Raw genomic sequence first — 17,919 nt, forward strand, 5'->3', positions numbered from 1 at the left:
ACCGGGTCAGAGGATCGCTCCCGGCGTGTAGCCCGCGGCCTCCGGACGCTGCTTGACGATCTCCTCGACGCGGCCGACGACCGCGGCGACCTGGCCGGCGGCGGCGCCGGTGAAGGACAGCTTGTCGGCCATCAGCGCGTCGAGCTGTGCGCGGTCCAGCGGGAGGCGCTCGTCGGCGGCGAGCTTGTCGAGCAGTTCGTTGCGCTCGGCGCCCCGCTCCCGCATCGCCAGCGCGGAGGCGACGGCGTTCTCCTTGATGGCCTCGTGCGCGACCTCCCGGCCGACGCCCGCCCGCACCGCGCCCATCAGCACCTTGGTGGTGGCGAGGAACGGCAGGTAGCGGTCCAGCTCACGGGCGACGACGGCGGGGAAGGCGCCGAACTCGTCGAGCACCGTCAGGAACGTCTCCAGCAGGCCGTCGAGGGCGAAGAACGCGTCCGGCAGCGCGACCCGGCGCACCACCGAGCAGGACACGTCGCCCTCGTTCCACTGGTCGCCGGCCAGCTCGCCGGTCATGGAGGCGTAGCCGCGCAGGATCACCATGAGGCCGTTCACGCGCTCGCAGGAGCGGGTGTTCATCTTGTGCGGCATCGCCGAGGAGCCGACCTGGCCCGGCTTGAAGCCCTCGGTCACCAGCTCGTGCCCGGCCATCAGCCGGATCGTCTTCGCCAGCGACGACGGGGCGGCGGCCAGCTGCACCAGCGCGGTGACGACCTCGTAGTCCAGCGAGCGCGGGTAGACCTGGCCGACCGAGGTGAACGCCTGCGAGAAGCCGAGGTGACCGGCGATCCGCTGCTCCAGCTCGGCGAGCTTCGCCACGTCCCCGCCCAGCAGGTCCAGCATGTCCTGCGCGGTGCCGACCGGGCCCTTGATGCCGCGCAGCGGGTACCGGGCCAGCAGCTCCTCCACCCGGCCGTACGCCACGAGCAGCTCGTCGGCGGCGGTCGCGAAACGCTTGCCGAGGGTGGTGGCCTGCGCGGCGACGTTGTGCGAGCGCCCGGCCATGACCAGCTCGCCGTACTCGCCGGCCAGCTTGCCCAGGCGGGCGAGGACGGCCACCGTGCGGTCGCGCATCAGCTCCAGCGACAGCCGGATCTGGAGCTGCTCGACGTTCTCGGTGAGGTCGCGGGAGGTCATGCCCTTGTGCACGTGCTCGTGCCCGGCGAGGTCGTTGAACTCCTCGATACGCGCCTTCACGTCGTGCCGCGTGACCTTCTCGCGCTCGGCGACGGAGGCCAGGTCGACGGTGTCCAGGACACGCTCGTAGTCGGCGATCGCCGCGTCCGGCACCTCGATCCCGAGGTCCTTCTGGGCCCGCAGCACGGCGAGCCAGAGCTGCCGCTCCAGCTTCACCTTCTGCTCGGGCGACCAGAGCGTGGCGAGCTCGGCGGAGGCGTAGCGTCCGGCGAGGACGTTGGGGATGCGGGGCTTGGCGGGAGCGGAAGTCACGTGTCCAGATTCTACTGGCGATTCGTGCAGGCCAGCGCCGCGGGGTTGTTCGGCGGAACCTACGAGACGCCCGTCACTCGCCGCCGTACCGCACCTCCACCGGCCGCGCCTACAGCAGCGGGCCCCGGTACGGCAGCAGTTCGGGGCGCTTGGGCGCGCGGCCGTCGCCCGAGGAACGGCCGGTGAGGCGGCGGCCGATCCACGGCAGCAGATGCCGGTGGGCGAACCGGACGTCCGCGATCCGCCGCGCGCCCCAGCCCGGCGGAGGCGTCGCCGGGATGGGCGTGTGCCACTCGGGGTCCTCGGCCGCGTGGCCGAGCGTCTGCCACACCGCCTCCGCGACCCGGCGGTGCCCCTCGGCCGTCAGGTGCAGCCGGTCGACGTCCCACAGCCGCGGGTCGGCCAGGGAGGGGGCGCCGTACAGGTCGACGACCAGCGCTCCGTGCCGCGCCGCCAGCTCGTCGACGCAGGCGAACAGCTGCTCCATGCGCGGCCGGAACCGCTCGAGCACCGGCCCCTGCCGCCCGGGGCTGCGCATCAGCACCAGCTGCTCGCAGGACGGGGCCAGCCGCTCCACGGCCTCGGTCAGCAGGTCCCGCACCCGCCCCATGTCGCACTTGGGCCGCAGGGTGTCGTTGAGCCCGCCCACCAGCGTGATCACGTCCGCCCGCATGGCCGCCGCCACCGGGACCTGCTCGTCGACGATCTGCCCGATCAGCTTGCCGCGCACCGCCAGGTTGGCGTAGCGGAAGCCGGGTGTGCGCGCGGCCATCCGGGCGGCCAGGAGATCGGCCCAGCCCCGGTAGGAACCGTCCGGGAGCAGGTCCGACATGCCCTCGGTGAAGGAATCGCCCACGGCGACCAGGCTGGAATAGGCGGGGTTCGTGTGCATGGCGACAGCGATGGTATCCCGACTCCATACCCGCCGGTCGGTCGGTCCCGGCGGCCGCTCACGCCGGCTGCCCGAACAGCTGCCGCAGCACGTCCTCCATGGTCACCAGGCCGGACAGCCGGCCGTCGGCGCCGAGCACCGCGGCCAGGTGCGTACGGCTGCCCCGCATCGCGGTGAGCACGTCGTCCAGCGGCGTGCTCTCCCGCACCCGCGCGATGGGCCGCATGTCGCCCACGTGGAACGGCACCTCGCGCGGGGAGGCGTCGAGGGCGTCCTTCACGTGCAGGTAGCCGACGATCCGGCGGGAGCCGTCCACCACCGGGAAGCGCGAGAAGCCCGACTGCGCCGACAGCCGCTCCAGTTCCTCCGGCGTCACGCCCACGCGCGCGTAGACGACGCGTTCCAGCGGGAGCACGACGTCGCGCACCGGGCGGCGGCCCAGTTCCAGCGCGTCGTGCAGCCGCTCCCGGGCCCGCTCGTCGATCAGGCCCGCCTCACCGGCGTCCTTGACGATCTGGGCCAGCTCGGAGTCCGAGAACGTCGCGGTGACCTCGTTCTTCGCCTCGACCCGCAGCAGCTTCAGCAGGGCGTTGGCGAAGGCGTTCACCGTGAAGATCACCGGGCGCAGCGCCCGGGACAGCGTGACCAGCGGCGGGCCGAGCAGCAGCGCGCTGCGCACCGGCTCGGCGAGCGCGATGTTCTTCGGCACCATCTCGCCGAGCAGCATGTGCAGATACGTCGCCAACGTCAGCGCGATGACGAAGGACACCGCGTGCCCGGCGCTCGCCGGCACGCCCGACGCGTGGAACACCGGCTCCAGCAGGTGCGCGATCGCCGGTTCCGCGACCACGCCCAGGACCAGCGTGCACAGGGTGATGCCGAGCTGGGCGGCGGCCAGCAGCGCCGACACGTGCTGCAGACCCCACAGCACGCTCCGGGCCCGCCGGTCGCCCTCCTCGGCGTACGGCTCGATCTGCGAACGCCGCACCGAGATCAGCGCGAACTCGGCGCCGACGAAGAAGGCGTTGACGACCAGGGTCGCCAGACCGATCAGCAGCTGTACGCCGGTCATCGCTCGTCCTCCTGCTCGCGCTCGTCGTCGAGCGGCGCGTGCAGCAGCACCCGCGCGGCCCGGCGCCCGGACGCGTCCGTCACGTCCAGGTGCCACCCGGTGACCTCCACGCGGTCACCGACGGCCGGGATGCGGCCCAGCTCCGTCGCCACGAGACCGGCCAGCGTCTCGTACGGTCCCTCGGGCGCTTTCAGGCCGACGCGCGCCAGTTGGTCCACGCGCGCCGAGCCGTCGGCCGAGTACAACGCCCGCCCCTCGTCGTCGCTGCCCGCCGGGGCCAGGTCGGGCGTCTCGTGCGGGTCGTGCTCGTCCCGCACCTCGCCGACGACCTCCTCGACGATGTCCTCCAGCGTGGCCACGCCCGCGGTGCCGCCGTACTCGTCGATGACCACGGCCATCGTGCGCCTGCCGGACAGCCGGTCGAGGAGCCGGTCGACGGTGAGCGTCTCCGGCACCAGCAGCGGCTCGCGCATCAGCTCCGAGACGGGCACGCGTGCCCGGCGCTCGGCCGGCACCGCCAGCACGTCCTTGATGTGCGCCGTGCCCACGACCGAGTCGAGGCTGTCGCGGTAGACCGGGAACCGGGACAGGCCCGTCGCCCGGGTCGCGTTCGCCACGTCCTCGCAGGTCGCCTGGGTGTCGAGGGCGACGACCTGCACGCGCGGCGTCATCACGTTCTCCGCGGTGAGGTCGGCGAGGTTCAGGGTGCGCACGAACAGCTCGGCGGTGTCCGCCTCCAGCGCGCCCTCCCTCGCGGAGTGCCGGGCGAGCGCCGCGAGCTCCTGCGGTCCGCGGGCGGCGGCCAGCTCCTCGGTCGGCTCCACGCCCAGGCGGCGCACCACACGGTTCGCCATGTTGTTCAGGTGCGAGATGAAGGGGCGGAAGGCCGCGCTGAACCAGCGCTGCGCGTTGCCGACCCGTTTGGCCACGGCCAGCGGTGAGGAGATCGCCCAGTTCTTGGGCACCAGCTCGCCGACGACCATCAGGAACACCGTCGACAGGGCGGTGCCGAGCACCAGCGCGACGGAACCGGCCGCCGAGCGCGAGATGCCCAGCGCCTCCAGCGGACCGGCGATCAGCGCGGCGATCGACGGCTCGGCGAGCATGCCGACCACCAGGTTGGTGACGGTGATGCCGAGCTGCGCGCCGGACAGCTGGAAGGTGAGGTTCCGTACGGCCTTCAGGGCGCCCGGCGCGCCGCGCTCGCCGCGCTCGGCCGCCCGCTCCAGCTCGCCGCGCTCGACCGTGGTGAGCGAGAACTCGGCCGCGACGAAGGCGCCGCAGGCCAGCGAGAGCAGGACCGCCACCAGCAGCAGGAGCACTTCCGTCATCGGGTCACCTCCGTCCCATGGTCGGACAGGGCAGGGAGGATCGCTCGACTCCGGCGACTACTGGGGGGCTCGCCCATGGGCGGACGCTCACACCTTTCATGCAGAACGGGTGGTCCGCGGGCGGCGGACCGAAGGGTCCCTCAATGGTAAAGGATGAGCAAAGGGGCTCGGTCGGCGCCGTTCTGCCTCAGCCGGTGCCGGTCGTTGTCACCCGGCGAGCGGCTTCACCCAGCGCCGCCACTGCTCCTCCGGCGCGTAACCGGCCGCACGCCACGCGTGGTGCGCCCGCTCGTTGCGGGTGAGCACCATCGCGTCGCCGCGCCGCCCGCCGAGCCGTACGAAGCGCTCCTCGGCGGCGGCGAGCAGCGCCGTGCCGATTCCCCGGCGCCGCCGCTCGGGGTGCACGGCGAGCCGGTAGAGGTGGCAGCGCCAGCCGTCGAAGCCGGCGATCACCGTGCCGACGAGTTCGCCGTCCTCCTCGGCCAGGAGCAGCGCCCCGGGATCGCGGGCCACCAGCCGCTCCACGCCGCTGCGGTCGTCGCTGATGCTGGGTGCCCTCGGCGGCCGTCTTCCAGAAGGCCAGCACCGTGTCGAGGTCGGCCGCTGCCGCGGCGCGTACGCGCGGATCGTTCATGTGCCGATCCCACCATCCCCCGAGCGTCCCGGCCCGGAATTCCGGCATCCGGACACCGGCGGAGGATCCGCCGGTATTCCGTCACTCGTGCGCGATGGCCGCCAGCACGTTCATCCGGGAGGCGCGCAACGCGGGCAGCAGCGCCGCCACGATGCCGACGACCGCCGAGCCGACGACCACCGCGACGATGGTGCCCCACGGGATCGCGAGCGCCTTCATGCCCTGCAGCGCCAGCACCTGCTGCGTGCACACACCCCACACCAGCCCCAGCGCCAGCCCCAGCACCGCGCCGAACACCGCGATCACCACGGACTCCAGCCGGATCATCCGGCGCAACTGCCGCCGGGCCAGTCCGATGGCGCGCAGCAGCCCGATCTCCCGGGTGCGCTCGACGACCGACAGGGCGAGGGTGTTGACCACACCGAGCACCGCGATGACGATCGCGAGCCCGAGCAGCGCGTAGACGAGGTAGAGCAGCACGGCGATCTGGTCGTGCACCAGCTTCTTGTAGTCGGCCTGGTCGCGGACCTGCACCTGCGGGTACGGGGCGAGCGTCCGCTGCAGCGCCTGGCGCAGCCGGTCGGGGCTGGTGCCGGAGGCCGCGTTGACGTACAGCGCCGAGTCCTGGCCGCCCGGCAGGTACTTCTCGACCGTCGCGATGCCGAGGACCAGCCCGCCCTCCATCCCGAACCCGTCGGAGGTCTCCTGGTCGGTGAGGGCGCCGACCCGCAACTCGGTCTTCCGCCCGGCCGGGAACTCGACGGGGATCGTGCTGCCGACCCGGACGCGGTGCTCCCTGGCGAAGCCGGCGTCCATCCCGAGGCTGCCGTCCGCCAGCGCCGCCGCCGAGCCGCCGGCCGCGTAGGGCACGTGCGCGACGTCGTCGAGGCGGTCGTCGTAGCCCGTGGCGGTCGTCTCCACCCGCTTGCCGTCCGGCAGCCGCAGGGCGACCGGCGCGAACCGCTGCCGCACGACGAGTCCGACGTCCCGCGTGCCTCGCACCTTGTCGGTGACCTCCTTCGAGAACGGCAGATAATTCCCGTTCATGATCACGAAGTCGGCGCCGAGCGTCTTGTCGATCTGCTGGTCGAAGGACTTCGACATCGAGGCGCTGGCCACCGACATGCCGCCGACCAGGGCGAGTCCCACCATCAGGGCCGCCGCGGTGGCCCCGGTGCGCCGGGGGTTGCGCAGGGCGTTGCGCTGGCTCATGCGGCCGACCGAGCCGAACAGGGCGGGGAAGGCGCCGCCGAGGACCCGGATCACGGGCCGGACCAGCAGCGGTCCCGCGATCACCGTCGCGATCAGGGTCAGCACCACACCGAGGCCCAGCAGGGAGGCGGCGGTGGCCGTCCGCGACGCCACGGCGCAGCCGGCGAGCGCGGCCGCACCGATCGCCCCGACGGACGCGCCGACCACCGCGCGGGTGCGCAGCGGCCGTCCCATGCCGGCGATCTCGGCGTCCGCCAGCGCGGCCATCGGGGAGACCGCCGCGGCGCGCCGGGCGGGGAGATACGCGGCCAGGAAGGTGACGCCGACGCCGACGACGTACGCCGCCACCGGCGTGCCCCAGCCGACGACCATCTCGGTCGCCTTCAGGTTCATCCCGAACACGCCCATGAGCTTGATCAGTCCCGCGGCGAGCCCGATGCCGGCCGCCAGGCCCAGCGTCGAGCCGACCAGGCCGAGCAGGGCCGCCTCGGTCAGCACGGACCGCCGCACCTGCCGCCGGTCGGCGCCGAGGGCCCTGAGCAGGCCGAGTTCGCGGGTGCGCTGGGCGATCAGCATGGAGAAGGTGTTGACGATCAGGAACACGCCGACCAGGACCGCGATGCCGGCGAAGCCGAGCATCACGTACTTGATGACGTCGAGGAACCCGCCGAGGCTCTCGGTGGCCGACTTGGCCTCCTCGTCGGCGGTCTTGACGTCGTAGGCCCCGGCGCCGACCGCGGCGACGATCCGGTCCTTGAGTCGCGCGTCGCTCACGCCCCGCGCCGCGTCCACCGAGATGCTGGTCGCCTTGCCCGCCGAACCGAGCAGCCGGGCCGCCGCGGTGTCCGGGTCGAGGAAGACCAGGGCCGCGCCCGGGTTGGTGGTGGTGAAGGTCGCGATGCCGACGACCCGGACCTTGAAGGAGCCCGGCTGGGCGAGCACCGTCAGGGTGTCCCCGATCCGCACGTGTTTCTTGTCGGCGGTGTCGGCGTCCAGGAGCGCCTCGCCGGGGCCGCGCGGGGCGTGCCCTGAGGTCAGCTTCAGGGGGCTGCGGTCGGTGACGAACCAGTCGGTGGCCATGGTGGGCGCGCCGCTGGTCGAGCCGACCGAACGGTTCCGGCTGTCGACGACCGTGACGTTCTCGACGCTCACGTCCGCGTGCGCGGACGCGACCCCGTCGACCTTCGCCACGCGGTCCGCGAGCGCGGCGGGCACGGTCCGGACCGCTCCCGTCCGGACCCGGGACTCGAGGTCCTTCTTGGGCTTGACCGTCACGTCGGCGGAGGTGGAGGCGAACAGCCGGTCGAAGGTGCGGGTGACGGTGTCGGAGAAGATCAGGCTGCCCGCGACGAACGCCACGGACAGCAGGACGGCCAGCGCGGACAGCAGCAGTCGGCCCTTGTGCGCCAGGAAGCTCCTGAGCGTCGCCTTGAGCACGGTGTCAGCCCTCCTCGGTGGCGGACGCGCCCCGGCCGGCGACGGACGTGCCCTCACCGATGACGGACGTGACCTCGGCGGTGGCGGGCTTCTCCTCGCCGATGACGGACGTGACCTCGCCGGTGGCGGGCGTGTCCTCGTCGATCTGGCCGCGGATCACGTCGAACCGCTTCATCCGCTCCAGCACCGCCTCCGCCGTCGGCCGCTCCATCTCGTCGACGATCCGTCCGTCGGCGAGGAAGAGCACCAGGTCCGAGTGGGCCGCGGCGCCCGGGTCGTGGGTGACCATGACGACCGTCTGGCCGAGATCGTCGACGGCCTGGCGCAGGAAGGCGAGCACCTCCAGGCCGGCCCGCGAGTCGAGGTTGCCGGTCGGCTCGTCCGCGAAGATCAGCTCGGGCCGGGAGACCAGCGCCCGCGCGCAGGCCACCCGCTGCTGCTGACCCCCCGACAACTGCGCGGGCCGGTGCCCCAGCCGGTCCCGCAGCCCCAGGGTGTCGACGACCTGGTCCAGCCACTCCCGGTCCGGCCTGCGGCCCGCGATGTCCATGGGCAGGGTGATGTTCTCGGCCGCGGTCAGCGTCGGAATGAGGTTGAACGACTGGAACATGAACCCGATCCGGTCCCGCCGCAGCCGGGTCAGCTCACGTTCCCTCAGCCCCGTTATCTCGGTGTCGCCGAGCCAGACCTGTCCGGCCGAGACCGTGTCGAGCCCCGCCAGGCAGTGCATCAGCGTCGACTTGCCGGATCCGGACGGCCCCATGACCGCGGTGAACCGGCCGCGCGCGATGTCCACGTCCACCGAGTCCAGGGCGAGGACGGCCGTCTCGCCCGAGCCGTACGCCTTGGTCAGACCGCGGGCCCGGGCCGCGACCCCGTCGGCCGACGCATGACCCGGTGCGGGCCGCGCAGCAGGTGTGGACAAGGCCGCCTCCCTCTGGACGTGTCGATTCCCCCGGTCGGCGCTGAGCCTAGTGCGGTCCGTTCAGCGCCCGGTACCCGCCGAAGGTCCCGGTCGATCTCCGGCCCAGGCCGGTACCGGCCGGTGCAGGCCGCACAGGCCGGGGTCGGGGAGGCGTGCCGGGGTCGGGGAGGCGTGCCGCGGCCCGGCGGCATCGGCTCGTGCTCGATGTGCGGGGCCGCCTCCGCGTGGACGGCGGGCCTGACCGGACCGTGACTACCCGGTGCCCTCCGGCCGCCACGCGGTGCCCAGCACGCAGTAGGAGCTGGGCAGCACCGGCCCGTTCTCGGGCATCATCACCCGCCGGTAGGGGCCGAGTTCGAACCCGGCGTCGCGCAGGGCGGCGACCGGGTCGCGGGCCAGATGGCAGCCGCCGCTCAGCGCCGGCCACAGGGTCCGGTCCAGCGTGCGCTGGGTCAGCACCATGAGCCGCCCGCCGCCCCTGCCGTGCTCGAAGAACCGGACGACCCCGCCCGGCCGGAGCACCCGCCGCACCTCGCCGAGGGCCCGCGGGACGTCCCGCACGCTGCACAGCACCAGCGAGATCACCGCCGCGTCGTAGGCCTCGCTCTTGACCGGCAGCGCCTCGGCCGCGCCCGGCACCACGTCCACGGGCACCTCGGCGCGCAGGGCCGCCTCGACGGACAGCCGCCGCAGTCGGCGCTCCGGTTCGATCGCCACGACCTCCGAGACGGTGTTCGGGTAGCGGGCGAAGTTCAGCCCGTTGCCCGCGCCGATCTCGATGACCCGCCCGGCCAGTCCGGTCAGCAGCCGGTCCCGGACGCCGGCCATGCCCATCCGCGTCTCGGCCCGCACACTGACCCGGGCGTAGCAGCGGGCGAACAGCGGGTGGTGCACGGGATCCCGGGCCACCTTCGCGGAGCCGGACGGCCGAAACGGCATGTGAACCAACCTCCCCGTTCGCAGCTCTTACCGGGATTCTGCCCCCCTACGGGACTCCCGCACCCCTGCCGGGGCCGAGCAGGCCGGCCGAAGCCGCAGCGGTCAGGCAGCGCCCCGAACGGGCTTGGGGACGGCGCGACCGGCCACGACGACGCCGGCAGCCGACCGACGGCACGGCCCCCGGCGCACCCGGCGGGCGGATCAGGGCCTGCCCGCCGGATGATGCCGGAGAAGACGCGGGGTCTGGCGAGCCCTCCCCAAAGGGTGTGCTTCCGGCATCGCGTCGGCTGCCGACTCCCCACGCCCGGATGCGCTCGCGGACCCGGATGACACAGTTCTCCGCATTCTCGCGCTGCCTTTCACGCTTGCCTCCGGGACCGTGCAACGCCGAACCCTTGCGCCCGAGGGGGGCAGTCCCTACGATTCGGGAATCGATTCCAAGCTGGAAAAGGAAGTCCTGCCCATGAGGAGTATCGAACCAGTGCTGGTGGCCAACCGCGGCGAGATCGCGGTGCGCGTACTGCGGGCGCTGCGCGAGCTCGGGATCCTTTCCGTGGCGGTGTATTCGGAGGCCGACGCGCATGCCGTCCACGTGGGGATGGCGGACCGGTCGGTCCTGCTCGGGCCTGCCGCGCCGACCGAAAGCTACCTCAATATCGACCGGGTGCTGCAGGCTGCCCGGGAGACCGGAGCCCGCTCGGTGCACCCCGGCTATGGCTTCCTCGCCGAGAATGCCGAGTTCGCCGAGAGGTGCGAGGCGGAAGGCCTGGTCTTCATCGGCCCGTCGCCGGAGGCCATCCGCGGGATGGGTTCCAAGATCGAGGCGCGGCGGCGGATGAGTGCCGCAGGCATCCCGGTGGTGCCCGGCGGTACCGACCCGATCCGCGCCGATGAGGACGCCATCGCCGCGGCAGACGCGATCGGCTACCCCGTGGCCTTCAAGGCGAGCGGTGGCGGCGGGGGACGCGGATTCCGGGTTGCTCACGACAGCGCCGGGGTCGCGGCAGCATTCGCCGGTGCCCGCAGCGAGGGCGAGCGCTACTTCAACGACCCTACTGTCTACGCCGAGCGTTACATGGAGGACCCCCGGCATGTAGAGGTGCAGATCGTCGCCGACGCGCACGGCAACGTCGTCCATCTCGGGGAGCGCGACTGCAGCGTCCAGCGGCGGCACCAGAAACTCATCGAGGAGTCGCCTGGTCCCACTGTGGACCCCATGCTCCGTGAGCACATCGGTGACGTCGCGGTCTCCGCCGCCCGGGCCATCGGCTACCGTTCGGTCGGCACGGTCGAGGGGCTGCTGGTCGGGTCGGATTTCTACTTTCTTGAGATGAACACCCGTCTCCAGGTCGAGCATCCGGTGACTGAGCTGGTCACCGGTATCGACCTGGTGCGCGAGCAATTGCGGGTCGCGGCCGGCGAGCCACTGAGCTTCGCACAGAAGGACGTGCAGTTGCGCGGGTGGGCGATCGAATGCCGGATCAACGCGGAGTCCGCGGCCAAGGGTTTCCTGCCGGCGCCCGGAAAGATCACTTCCTGGAATCCGCCGGCCGGCCCGGGGGTCCGGGTGGATTCCGGGGTAAAGTCCGGGGACGAGGTCACTGCCTTTTACGACCCTCTGCTGGCCAAATTGATCGTCTGGGACCAGGACCGCGAAAGTGCGACGCGCCGCATGCGGCGCGCGCTGGCCGAGTTCGAGGTCGGCGGCCCTGCCACTCTCATTCCCTTCTACCGCCGTCTGCTCGCGACGGACGAGTGGATGTCGGCAGAGACCTGCCGTTCGCTGGTCGCCGACCGTGAGTGGCTCAAATCCACAGCATCCTGAACGGTCATCCAGCAACGAGTAGGAAGCCTGATCCATGTCTGATTCCATGATCGAAGTGACCAGTGAGCTGACTGCGAGCGTGTGGCAGGTCCGCTGTGCCGTGGGGGACGAGCTGTCGGCCGGCGACGAGATCGTCGTGCTGGAGGCCATGAAGATGGAAATTCCTGTGCTGGCACCCGAGGCCGGTCAGGTCCAGGAGATCCTCGTCCAGCCAGGCGACCTCGTCGATGAAGGGGCGTCCGTGGCCCGGCTGTCTCCTCTCCCGTAGTCCTCTGGTCCTCAACTCTGCCGAATCCCGGAATTCTCGAGGTCATCCAGAAAATCGATTCCGCACGGAGGTGCCGAATGACCACGCAGTACTTGCAACCTGGGGAGAGCTCGGGGGGGAACGCGCAGTTGCCGCCCTTGACCGTCTCCCGCGACGACGACCCGGAGGTCGTGAAGAAGGCGGGCTCCGAGGACTACGCCAATCACGTCGTGCCGACGACCTGGCGTAGCGGCCGCTGGTCACTGGCGATGGCGTGGGGAGCGCTTGCCAGCGCCATGTTCTGGCTCGTCGCGGCGGCCACCGTGGCGGCGACCGTCGGCACGGTGGCCGCTCTCGTCGGGATCGTCCTGGCGGTGGTGACGCACAGTGTCGTCAACATGGTCCTCAGTAAATACGCAGCCGACACCGGACTGACTGTCGCGTTGTTCTCCCGACGGCTCTTCGGGTACCGAGGTGCGGTCATCGCCCCGGTCATCTTCGGCGCCACCGCGATCTACTACTCCGTCTTCGAAGGGTCGGTCATCGCCGTAGCGCTTCACCACTACTTCGGTGGCCTCGACCTCAAAGTCTACTACCTGATCGTCGTGCTCTACAGCGTGCCTCTCGTGTTCGGTGGGGTGCGTACCTGGCTCGACAAGTTCAACGGCGTACTCCTGCCCTTCTACCTCGTGGGTATGGCCGGCGCGGTGATCTGGGCGTCGGCGGAGTACGGAGCAAGCAGTGACTGGCTCTCCGCACCGGCGAGTGTGGACCTGCCCGTGCCCGGTTGGTTCTTCTCCTATGTGACCTACTTGGGCATGTGGATCATGATGATGTACACGTTCGATTTCGCCCGATTCGGAAAGAAGCGGGACTCCGGCTTCCACAGAACGGTGACGTTCGGCCCGGTGTTCTACTCGTTCATCTTCCTGGTCAGCGGACTCATCGGCATCTTCCTGGCCCATACGGTCCCGACCGACGGACCGCTTTCCGAGGTATCCGCGGTCTTCGCCATCGTGAACTTGATGGGGATCCTGGGCGTCCTCCTCATCTGGGTCAGTCAGACACGCATCAACACGGCGAACTTCTACCTCGCCTCCACCAATCTGGAGACGGTCGCGGCTCAGTTGTTCAAGCTGAAGCTGCCCCGCACCGTGTGGGCTGTTGTCACCGGCGCGCTGGTGTACCTGCTCATGCTCACCGACGTCCTCACCTACCTTCTGACCGCCCTCGCCTGGCAGAGCGTCTTCATTGTGGCCTGGGTCGGCATCGCATTGGTGCACATCCTCGTCGCGAAGGCGGATCGGGACGGACTTCCTGAGTTCCGCCCAGGGCGGGTTCGCAGCGTGACCCCAGGGCTCGGCGTCTGGCTGCTCGCGTCCGCCGCAGGGATCGCCATGGTCGAGAGGGGCGGAGCCGCCGGCTCGGCATGGGCGCCCATCGTGACGCTGGCCATCGCGGTGGTTGGTTATCTTCTCGTCCGCGGGCTGAAGGCCCAACGTCCGATGGCCCGTCCGCACGATCCGCGCGACGAGGTCGAGGACGTCTGGGAGGACCGGGTCGCCTGCGGCCACTGCGGCCACTCCTACATCGCCGTGGAGCTCGACCGTGACCCGTCGTCCGGCCACATGCCCATCTGCGCCTCCTGTGCCGAAGCAAGCCCGCGCTTCTTCGGCGCGGCGGTGGCAGAGGCTCAGCGCACCTCCTGATTCCGATGTCACTCCGCTGCCGGGGCGGCTCCACTCCCGCACTGGGAAGGGAGCCGCACCTGCCAGCCTCACGGAGTGGGGACGCCGCACGGCTCGCGGATCACCGGCTCATCATGGCACCCTCGCCGGACAGCGCTTCCGCCATGCCGTGCGGCACGGGGCTCACCACCGTCCGGGACGCAGGCGGCATCAACCACGGACGGTGGGGTGCTGGGCATCCGGGTCCGGCCGAAGCGGGACTCGAAGGCCGCGCCAAGAGACACGTAGGCGTCGCCCGCAGACCTGCTCCCCTCCACTTCACCACCTTCAGGGGCAGTCAGAGAGCCACTTCTCCCACATGCCTTGACCCGACCGCGCTGCCGATGCCGGCCGCAACGTCTCAGCGAAGCCGCGGACATCACGGCTTCCCACCCGGTTTCCCGGCCGCCATCACGGCTCCCACAGGCAACGGCCGGCGTCCGACGGTACCCCTTCAGGACAGCGCTCGGGCCGAGGACCATGCCGTCGCCTGCGACCCGGAGCCGCGCTGGTTCCCGTACCGGGCCGTCAGCGTGATCTCCTGATCGATGACCCGCGCGGCACGGCTGAGGCGATCGGAGCCGGCCCGGATTCGTCACTGTTCCGCACAGACCGAGACCGAGACCGAGCCCGCCACGCCGACCGGGGCATTCCGCCCAGCCGCGCGGCAACCGGTGGCGAACCCAGCCACCCACGTACACACCTACGAGCTTCGACATCGAAACACGAGGCTCCGCGATGAATGGAGGTTCCATGGGCCTGCTGGAGACGCTGGTGGAAAAGGGGCTACGGTGCGAACCGCCGACCCGCGACGAGGCGCTCGCGGTGCTGGCGACCTCCGACGACGAACTTCTCGACGTGGTCGCTGCGGCCGGGCGGGTCCGTCGGCACTGGTTCGGACGCCGGGTCAAGCTCAACTACCTGGTGAACCTGAAGAGTGGCCTGTGCCCGGAAGACTGCTCGTACTGCTCGCAGCGGCTCGGCTCCAAGGCCGGGATCCTGAAGTACACCTGGCTGAAGCCGGAGCAGGCCGCCGAGGCTGCGGCCGCCGGACTCGCGGGCGGTGCCAAGCGGGTCTGCCTGGTGGCCAGCGGGCGCTGCCCGACGGACCGGGACATCGACCGGGTGGCCGAGACCATCTCGGCCATCAAGGAGGCCTATGAGAACGTCGAGATCTGCGCATGCCTTGGCCTGCTCTCCGACAACCAGGCTGAGCGGCTGCGCGCGGCGGGCACCGACGCGTACAACCACAACCTGAACACCTCGGAGTCCACTTACGGTGACATCACCACCACCCACACCTACAGGGACAGGGTGGACACCGTGCAGAGGGTGCACAGCGCGGGCCTGTCGGCCTGCTCGGGCCTGATCGCGGGCATGGGCGAGACCGACGAGGACCTGGTGGACGTGGTCTTCTCGCTGCGCGAGCTGGACCCGGACTCGGTGCCGGTCAACTTCCTGATGCCGTTCGAGGGCACGCCGCTGGCCGAGCAGTGGAACCTCACCCCGCAGCGCTGCCTGCGGATCCTGGCGATGGTCCGGTTCGTGTGCCCGGACGTCGAGGTCCGCATCGCGGGCGGCCGCGAGGTGCACCTGCGCTCGATGCAGCCGCTCGGCCTGTACATCGCCAACTCGATCTTCCTGGGCGATTACCTGACCAGCGAGGGCCAGGCGGGCAAGGCGGACCTGGACATGATCGCCGACGCCGGCTTCGAGGTGGAGGGCGCCGACGTCACCACATTGCCCGAGCACCGAGGGGACGTGGCGAGCTGCGGTCCGCCCGGTGCGGGCGGCTGTGGGCCGCGCGGCAGCCATCTCGGTGACAGTGACGGAGGCGATATCCCGGTCGTGGCCGCCGCGACGCGGCAGACCCCGCCCAGCCAGGCGCGTACGGACCTGGTGACGGTACGCCGCCGCGGCGCGGGCACGGACCGCCCGCCCAATGCCTGACGCACCAGAGCCGCACGTGCCGCAAGCCCTGGACCGGCAGCACACACGGCGCGCGGACGCCCCGGTGCCCGACCGGGTCGAGCCCCCACCGGCTTCACCGCGGATACTGCAGGAGGCCTGTGACGAGCACGGTGTGCTGTCCGTCGTCGACGAGATCACCACTGCCTTCGGGCGCACGGGGACGCTGTCCGCGGCCGAGCACACCGGGGGCGGTCCTGATGCCACACGCCCGGCCAGGGCCCTGACGCGCGGCTACCTCCCACCGGCGAGAACGCTGTCCTCGACGAGGGGGGGGCGAAGCACATCAGCCCGCGCGCAGCGCCGGCGCTCGCGCACGGTCCCGCGTCCCTCGCCAACCCGCTCGCGGGTTCGGCCGTGAACGCCTCGATCGCCCTCTCGCTCTTCCGTGACCGGAGCCACAAGGCCAAGCCGATCAAAGCGGCACTGCAGGACGGCCCGGTCGGCACGGCGGGGGTACCGGTTACGCACGACGTAAGGGTGCTGGGCACGATCGGCGTCGTCCGACTCGGCCACCAGGCCGGCAGGGTGGCAGGGTGGCCGCCACCGCAGCGCCGCTGTGCCCACGCGGCCCGTCTCCGCTCGCCCCAGTGACCGGTTTCTGGCCGCTGCAGCATGATCCGGAGGCCCGCTGCACTCCGGCGGACCTATCGGACGTAGCGGCCGCCCCTTGCCCGGCGGACTCCTTCGGCGATGCCGCGTCCGTCGGAGCAGGGACGCGTCCCACCGGATCGCTTCAGCAAGTTCTGTGACCGTTCTCGGCAGCCACCGGTACGCCGCTGTGTTCCAAGATCGCAACGGAAGCTCTCCGGCGGTAAAGAATCATGATTGTGAACTCCATGACAACACCTCCACCGGCTTCGGCCACCTCCAGCCGAACGACGACACCGGGGTGCCCGTACACCGGAACCCCGCTGAATGCGGCCGACCCCGGGTTCGCCGCCGACCCATACCCGTTCTACGCCGCTCTCCGCGACACCGGACCCGCAGTCCGGGTACCACTCGACAACGGCTCCCAGGCATGGATGGTCACCGGATACGACCAGGTGCGAGCCGTCCTTGCCGACAGCCGGTTCTCCAGCGTGCCACCGGCAAAGGCAGGACGTCCGAAGGCCGACTCAGCCGCCCAGCGGGCTCGCGCGCTGCTCACCCAACACATGCTCAACACCGACGCCCCCGAGCACACCCGGTTGAGACGCCTGGTCACCGCGACCTTCACGCCCCGTCGCGTGGACGCCCTGCGCCCGCGCATCGAAGCACTGACCGCCGGTCTGCTGGGGCGCATCACCCGCGGCACCGAAGTGGACCTGGTCGACGCCTTCGCGTTCCCGCTGCCGGTACTGGTGATCGGTGAGGTGCTGGGCGTGCCGCCCGCCGATCGGTCGGCGCTGCGCGAGTGGACCTACCGGGTGGGCTCGCCCGCCGACTCGCTGCCGCCGGGTGCGCTGGACGAGGCGTGGTCGTCGCTGTACACGTACTTCTCGTCACTGATCGAGGACAAGCGCCGCACTCCCGGAAGCGATCTGTTCAGCTCGCTGGTGCACACCGAGCTGAGTCACCACGAGTTGCTGGCCATGGCGTTCCTGCTGCTGTTCGCCGGCTACGAAACGACGATGAACCTGCTGGCCTCAGCCGTCCTGCTGCTGCTCAGCCACCCGGCAGAGCTGGAGCAGCCGTACTGGCCGCACGTGGTCGAGGAGGCCCTGCGCCACGCCAGCCCCTTGGAGGCGACGACATGGCGCTGCACCGTGGAGGACGTCCGGCTGGACGGCACACATATCCCGGCCGGCGCGTCCGTGCTCGGCGTCCTGGCCGCGGCCAGCCGCGACCCTAGCCGCTATCCGGAGCCGGATGCCTTCCGACCCCAGCGGTGGGCCGGTTCGGCATCGCCACCGAGCCTGGCCTTCGGCCACGGGCCGCACTACTGCATAGGCGCGCGGCTGGCTCGGCTGGAGGCCCTGACGGCGCTGCCCATGCTCTTCGAGGCCCTTCCCGGTCTTCGACTGGCCTCGGATCCCGCCCGTCTGTCCTACCGGCCCGGACTGCTGGTCCGTGGTCCGCGCACCCTACCCGTCCACACCGGCCCGGCTGTCCCGACGACCACGTAACGCGCATGGTCAGGCTGCCCGGGGCCGGCCGGTACGGTCCCCGGGCCGGCTTGTCCGGGCCGGGGAGGACACCGTGGAGGCCGCGGCGCCGTCCGCCTCGTCGCTGCGGGACGTGACGGCGGACTGGGCGCATGTGTGCCGCACTTACGGACG

At 71.3% G+C, this 17,919-nt stretch carries 13 protein-coding genes and 1 pseudogene; 6 read left to right on the top strand and 8 right to left on the bottom strand.

Annotated elements, in window-relative coordinates; translation table 11 throughout:
* Positions 1 to 6: 6 nt before the first annotated feature.
* From purB to ACH4ZX_RS00155, 8 genes and pseudogenes are all read right to left on the bottom strand, one after another.
* Positions 7 to 1,449 carry an adenylosuccinate lyase gene (gene purB, locus ACH4ZX_RS00120; RefSeq protein ID WP_398264984.1) on the bottom strand — a complete coding sequence of 481 codons (1,443 nt, stop codon included), beginning with the start codon at positions 1,447 to 1,449 and terminating at the stop codon, positions 7 to 9.
* A 109-nt stretch (positions 1,450 to 1,558) separates the two neighbouring features.
* Positions 1,559 to 2,341 carry an SGNH/GDSL hydrolase family protein gene (locus ACH4ZX_RS00125; protein ID WP_398264987.1) on the bottom strand — a complete coding sequence of 261 codons (783 nt, stop codon included), beginning with the start codon at positions 2,339 to 2,341 and terminating at the stop codon, positions 1,559 to 1,561.
* 58 nt (positions 2,342 to 2,399) lie between these two features.
* Complete coding sequence (locus ACH4ZX_RS00130; RefSeq protein WP_398264990.1) at positions 2,400 to 3,413, bottom strand: hemolysin family protein; 1,014 nt, start codon at positions 3,411 to 3,413, stop codon at positions 2,400 to 2,402.
* Entirely contained in the window at positions 3,410 to 4,744 is a 1,335-nt protein-coding gene (locus ACH4ZX_RS00135) for a hemolysin family protein (protein ID WP_398264993.1), read from the bottom strand. Before ACH4ZX_RS00135 ends, ACH4ZX_RS00130 begins: the two co-directional genes overlap by 4 nt.
* 207 nt (positions 4,745 to 4,951) lie before the next feature.
* Positions 4,952 to 5,378, bottom strand: a pseudogene (locus ACH4ZX_RS00140) (GNAT family N-acetyltransferase).
* Between the two features lie 81 nt (positions 5,379 to 5,459).
* Positions 5,460 to 8,027 carry an ABC transporter permease gene (locus tag ACH4ZX_RS00145; RefSeq protein WP_398264996.1) on the bottom strand — a complete coding sequence of 856 codons (2,568 nt, stop codon included), beginning with the start codon at positions 8,025 to 8,027 and terminating at the stop codon, positions 5,460 to 5,462.
* 4 nt (positions 8,028 to 8,031) lie between these two features.
* Positions 8,032 to 8,952, bottom strand: coding sequence for an ABC transporter ATP-binding protein (locus ACH4ZX_RS00150; RefSeq protein ID WP_398264999.1), 921 nt, complete (start codon positions 8,950 to 8,952; stop codon positions 8,032 to 8,034).
* A 252-nt stretch (positions 8,953 to 9,204) separates the two neighbouring features.
* The gene (locus ACH4ZX_RS00155) at positions 9,205 to 9,891 is read right to left on the bottom strand and encodes a class I SAM-dependent methyltransferase (protein ID WP_398265002.1); all 687 of its coding nucleotides are present in this window, start codon (positions 9,889 to 9,891) and stop codon (positions 9,205 to 9,207) included.
* Between the two features lie 463 nt (positions 9,892 to 10,354).
* On the opposite strand from ACH4ZX_RS00155, the gene ACH4ZX_RS00160 reads away from it, so the two are divergent.
* The 6 genes from ACH4ZX_RS00160 (at position 10,355) to ACH4ZX_RS00185 (ending at position 17,766) form a co-directional block, all read left to right on the top strand.
* Complete coding sequence (locus ACH4ZX_RS00160; protein ID WP_398265005.1) at positions 10,355 to 11,716, top strand: acetyl/propionyl/methylcrotonyl-CoA carboxylase subunit alpha; 1,362 nt, start codon at positions 10,355 to 10,357, stop codon at positions 11,714 to 11,716.
* A 34-nt stretch (positions 11,717 to 11,750) separates the two neighbouring features.
* Positions 11,751 to 11,984, top strand: coding sequence for a biotin/lipoyl-binding carrier protein (locus ACH4ZX_RS00165; protein WP_351895093.1), 234 nt, complete (start codon positions 11,751 to 11,753; stop codon positions 11,982 to 11,984).
* 77 nt (positions 11,985 to 12,061) lie between these two features.
* Positions 12,062 to 13,672, top strand: coding sequence for a purine-cytosine permease family protein (locus ACH4ZX_RS00170; protein ID WP_398265008.1), 1,611 nt, complete (start codon positions 12,062 to 12,064; stop codon positions 13,670 to 13,672).
* 771 nt (positions 13,673 to 14,443) lie between these two features.
* The gene (bioB, locus tag ACH4ZX_RS00175; RefSeq protein ID WP_398265011.1) at positions 14,444 to 15,640 is read left to right on the top strand and encodes a biotin synthase BioB; all 1,197 of its coding nucleotides are present in this window, start codon (positions 14,444 to 14,446) and stop codon (positions 15,638 to 15,640) included.
* The gene (locus ACH4ZX_RS00180) at positions 15,633 to 16,019 is read left to right on the top strand and encodes an aminotransferase class III-fold pyridoxal phosphate-dependent enzyme (RefSeq protein WP_398265014.1); all 387 of its coding nucleotides are present in this window, start codon (positions 15,633 to 15,635) and stop codon (positions 16,017 to 16,019) included. The genes bioB and ACH4ZX_RS00180 overlap by 8 nt, the downstream gene beginning before the upstream one ends.
* Before the next feature lie 796 nt (positions 16,020 to 16,815).
* Positions 16,816 to 17,766: a cytochrome P450 gene (locus tag ACH4ZX_RS00185; RefSeq protein ID WP_398265017.1), complete on the top strand. Its 951-nt coding sequence runs from the start codon at positions 16,816 to 16,818 to the stop codon at positions 17,764 to 17,766.
* Positions 17,767 to 17,919: the final 153 nt, after the last annotated feature.

The sequence above is a fragment of the Streptomyces sp. NPDC020490 genome (assembly GCF_044335305.1).
Lineage (GTDB): Bacteria > Actinomycetota > Actinomycetes > Streptomycetales > Streptomycetaceae > Streptomyces.

What these genes read in the sequence shown, in the direction of transcription:
- ACH4ZX_RS00135 (WP_398264993.1), bottom strand. Translation starts at nt 4,744, where the DNA reads ATGACGGAAGTGCTCCTGCTGCTGGTGGCGGTCCTGCTCTCGCTGGCC.
- ACH4ZX_RS00160 (WP_398265005.1), top strand. Translation starts at nt 10,355, where the DNA reads ATGAGGAGTATCGAACCAGTGCTGGTGGCCAACCGCGGCGAGATCGCG.
- ACH4ZX_RS00165 (WP_351895093.1), top strand. Translation starts at nt 11,751, where the DNA reads ATGTCTGATTCCATGATCGAAGTGACCAGTGAGCTGACTGCGAGCGTG.
- ACH4ZX_RS00185 (WP_398265017.1), top strand. Translation starts at nt 16,816, where the DNA reads ATGCTCAACACCGACGCCCCCGAGCACACCCGGTTGAGACGCCTGGTC.
- ACH4ZX_RS00130 (WP_398264990.1), bottom strand. Translation starts at nt 3,413, where the DNA reads ATGACCGGCGTACAGCTGCTGATCGGTCTGGCGACCCTGGTCGTCAAC.
- ACH4ZX_RS00170 (WP_398265008.1), top strand. Translation starts at nt 12,062, where the DNA reads ATGACCACGCAGTACTTGCAACCTGGGGAGAGCTCGGGGGGGAACGCG.
- ACH4ZX_RS00180 (WP_398265014.1), top strand. Translation starts at nt 15,633, where the DNA reads ATGCCTGACGCACCAGAGCCGCACGTGCCGCAAGCCCTGGACCGGCAG.
- bioB (WP_398265011.1), top strand. Translation starts at nt 14,444, where the DNA reads ATGGGCCTGCTGGAGACGCTGGTGGAAAAGGGGCTACGGTGCGAACCG.
- ACH4ZX_RS00125 (WP_398264987.1), bottom strand. Translation starts at nt 2,341, where the DNA reads ATGCACACGAACCCCGCCTATTCCAGCCTGGTCGCCGTGGGCGATTCC.
- ACH4ZX_RS00155 (WP_398265002.1), bottom strand. Translation starts at nt 9,891, where the DNA reads ATGCCGTTTCGGCCGTCCGGCTCCGCGAAGGTGGCCCGGGATCCCGTG.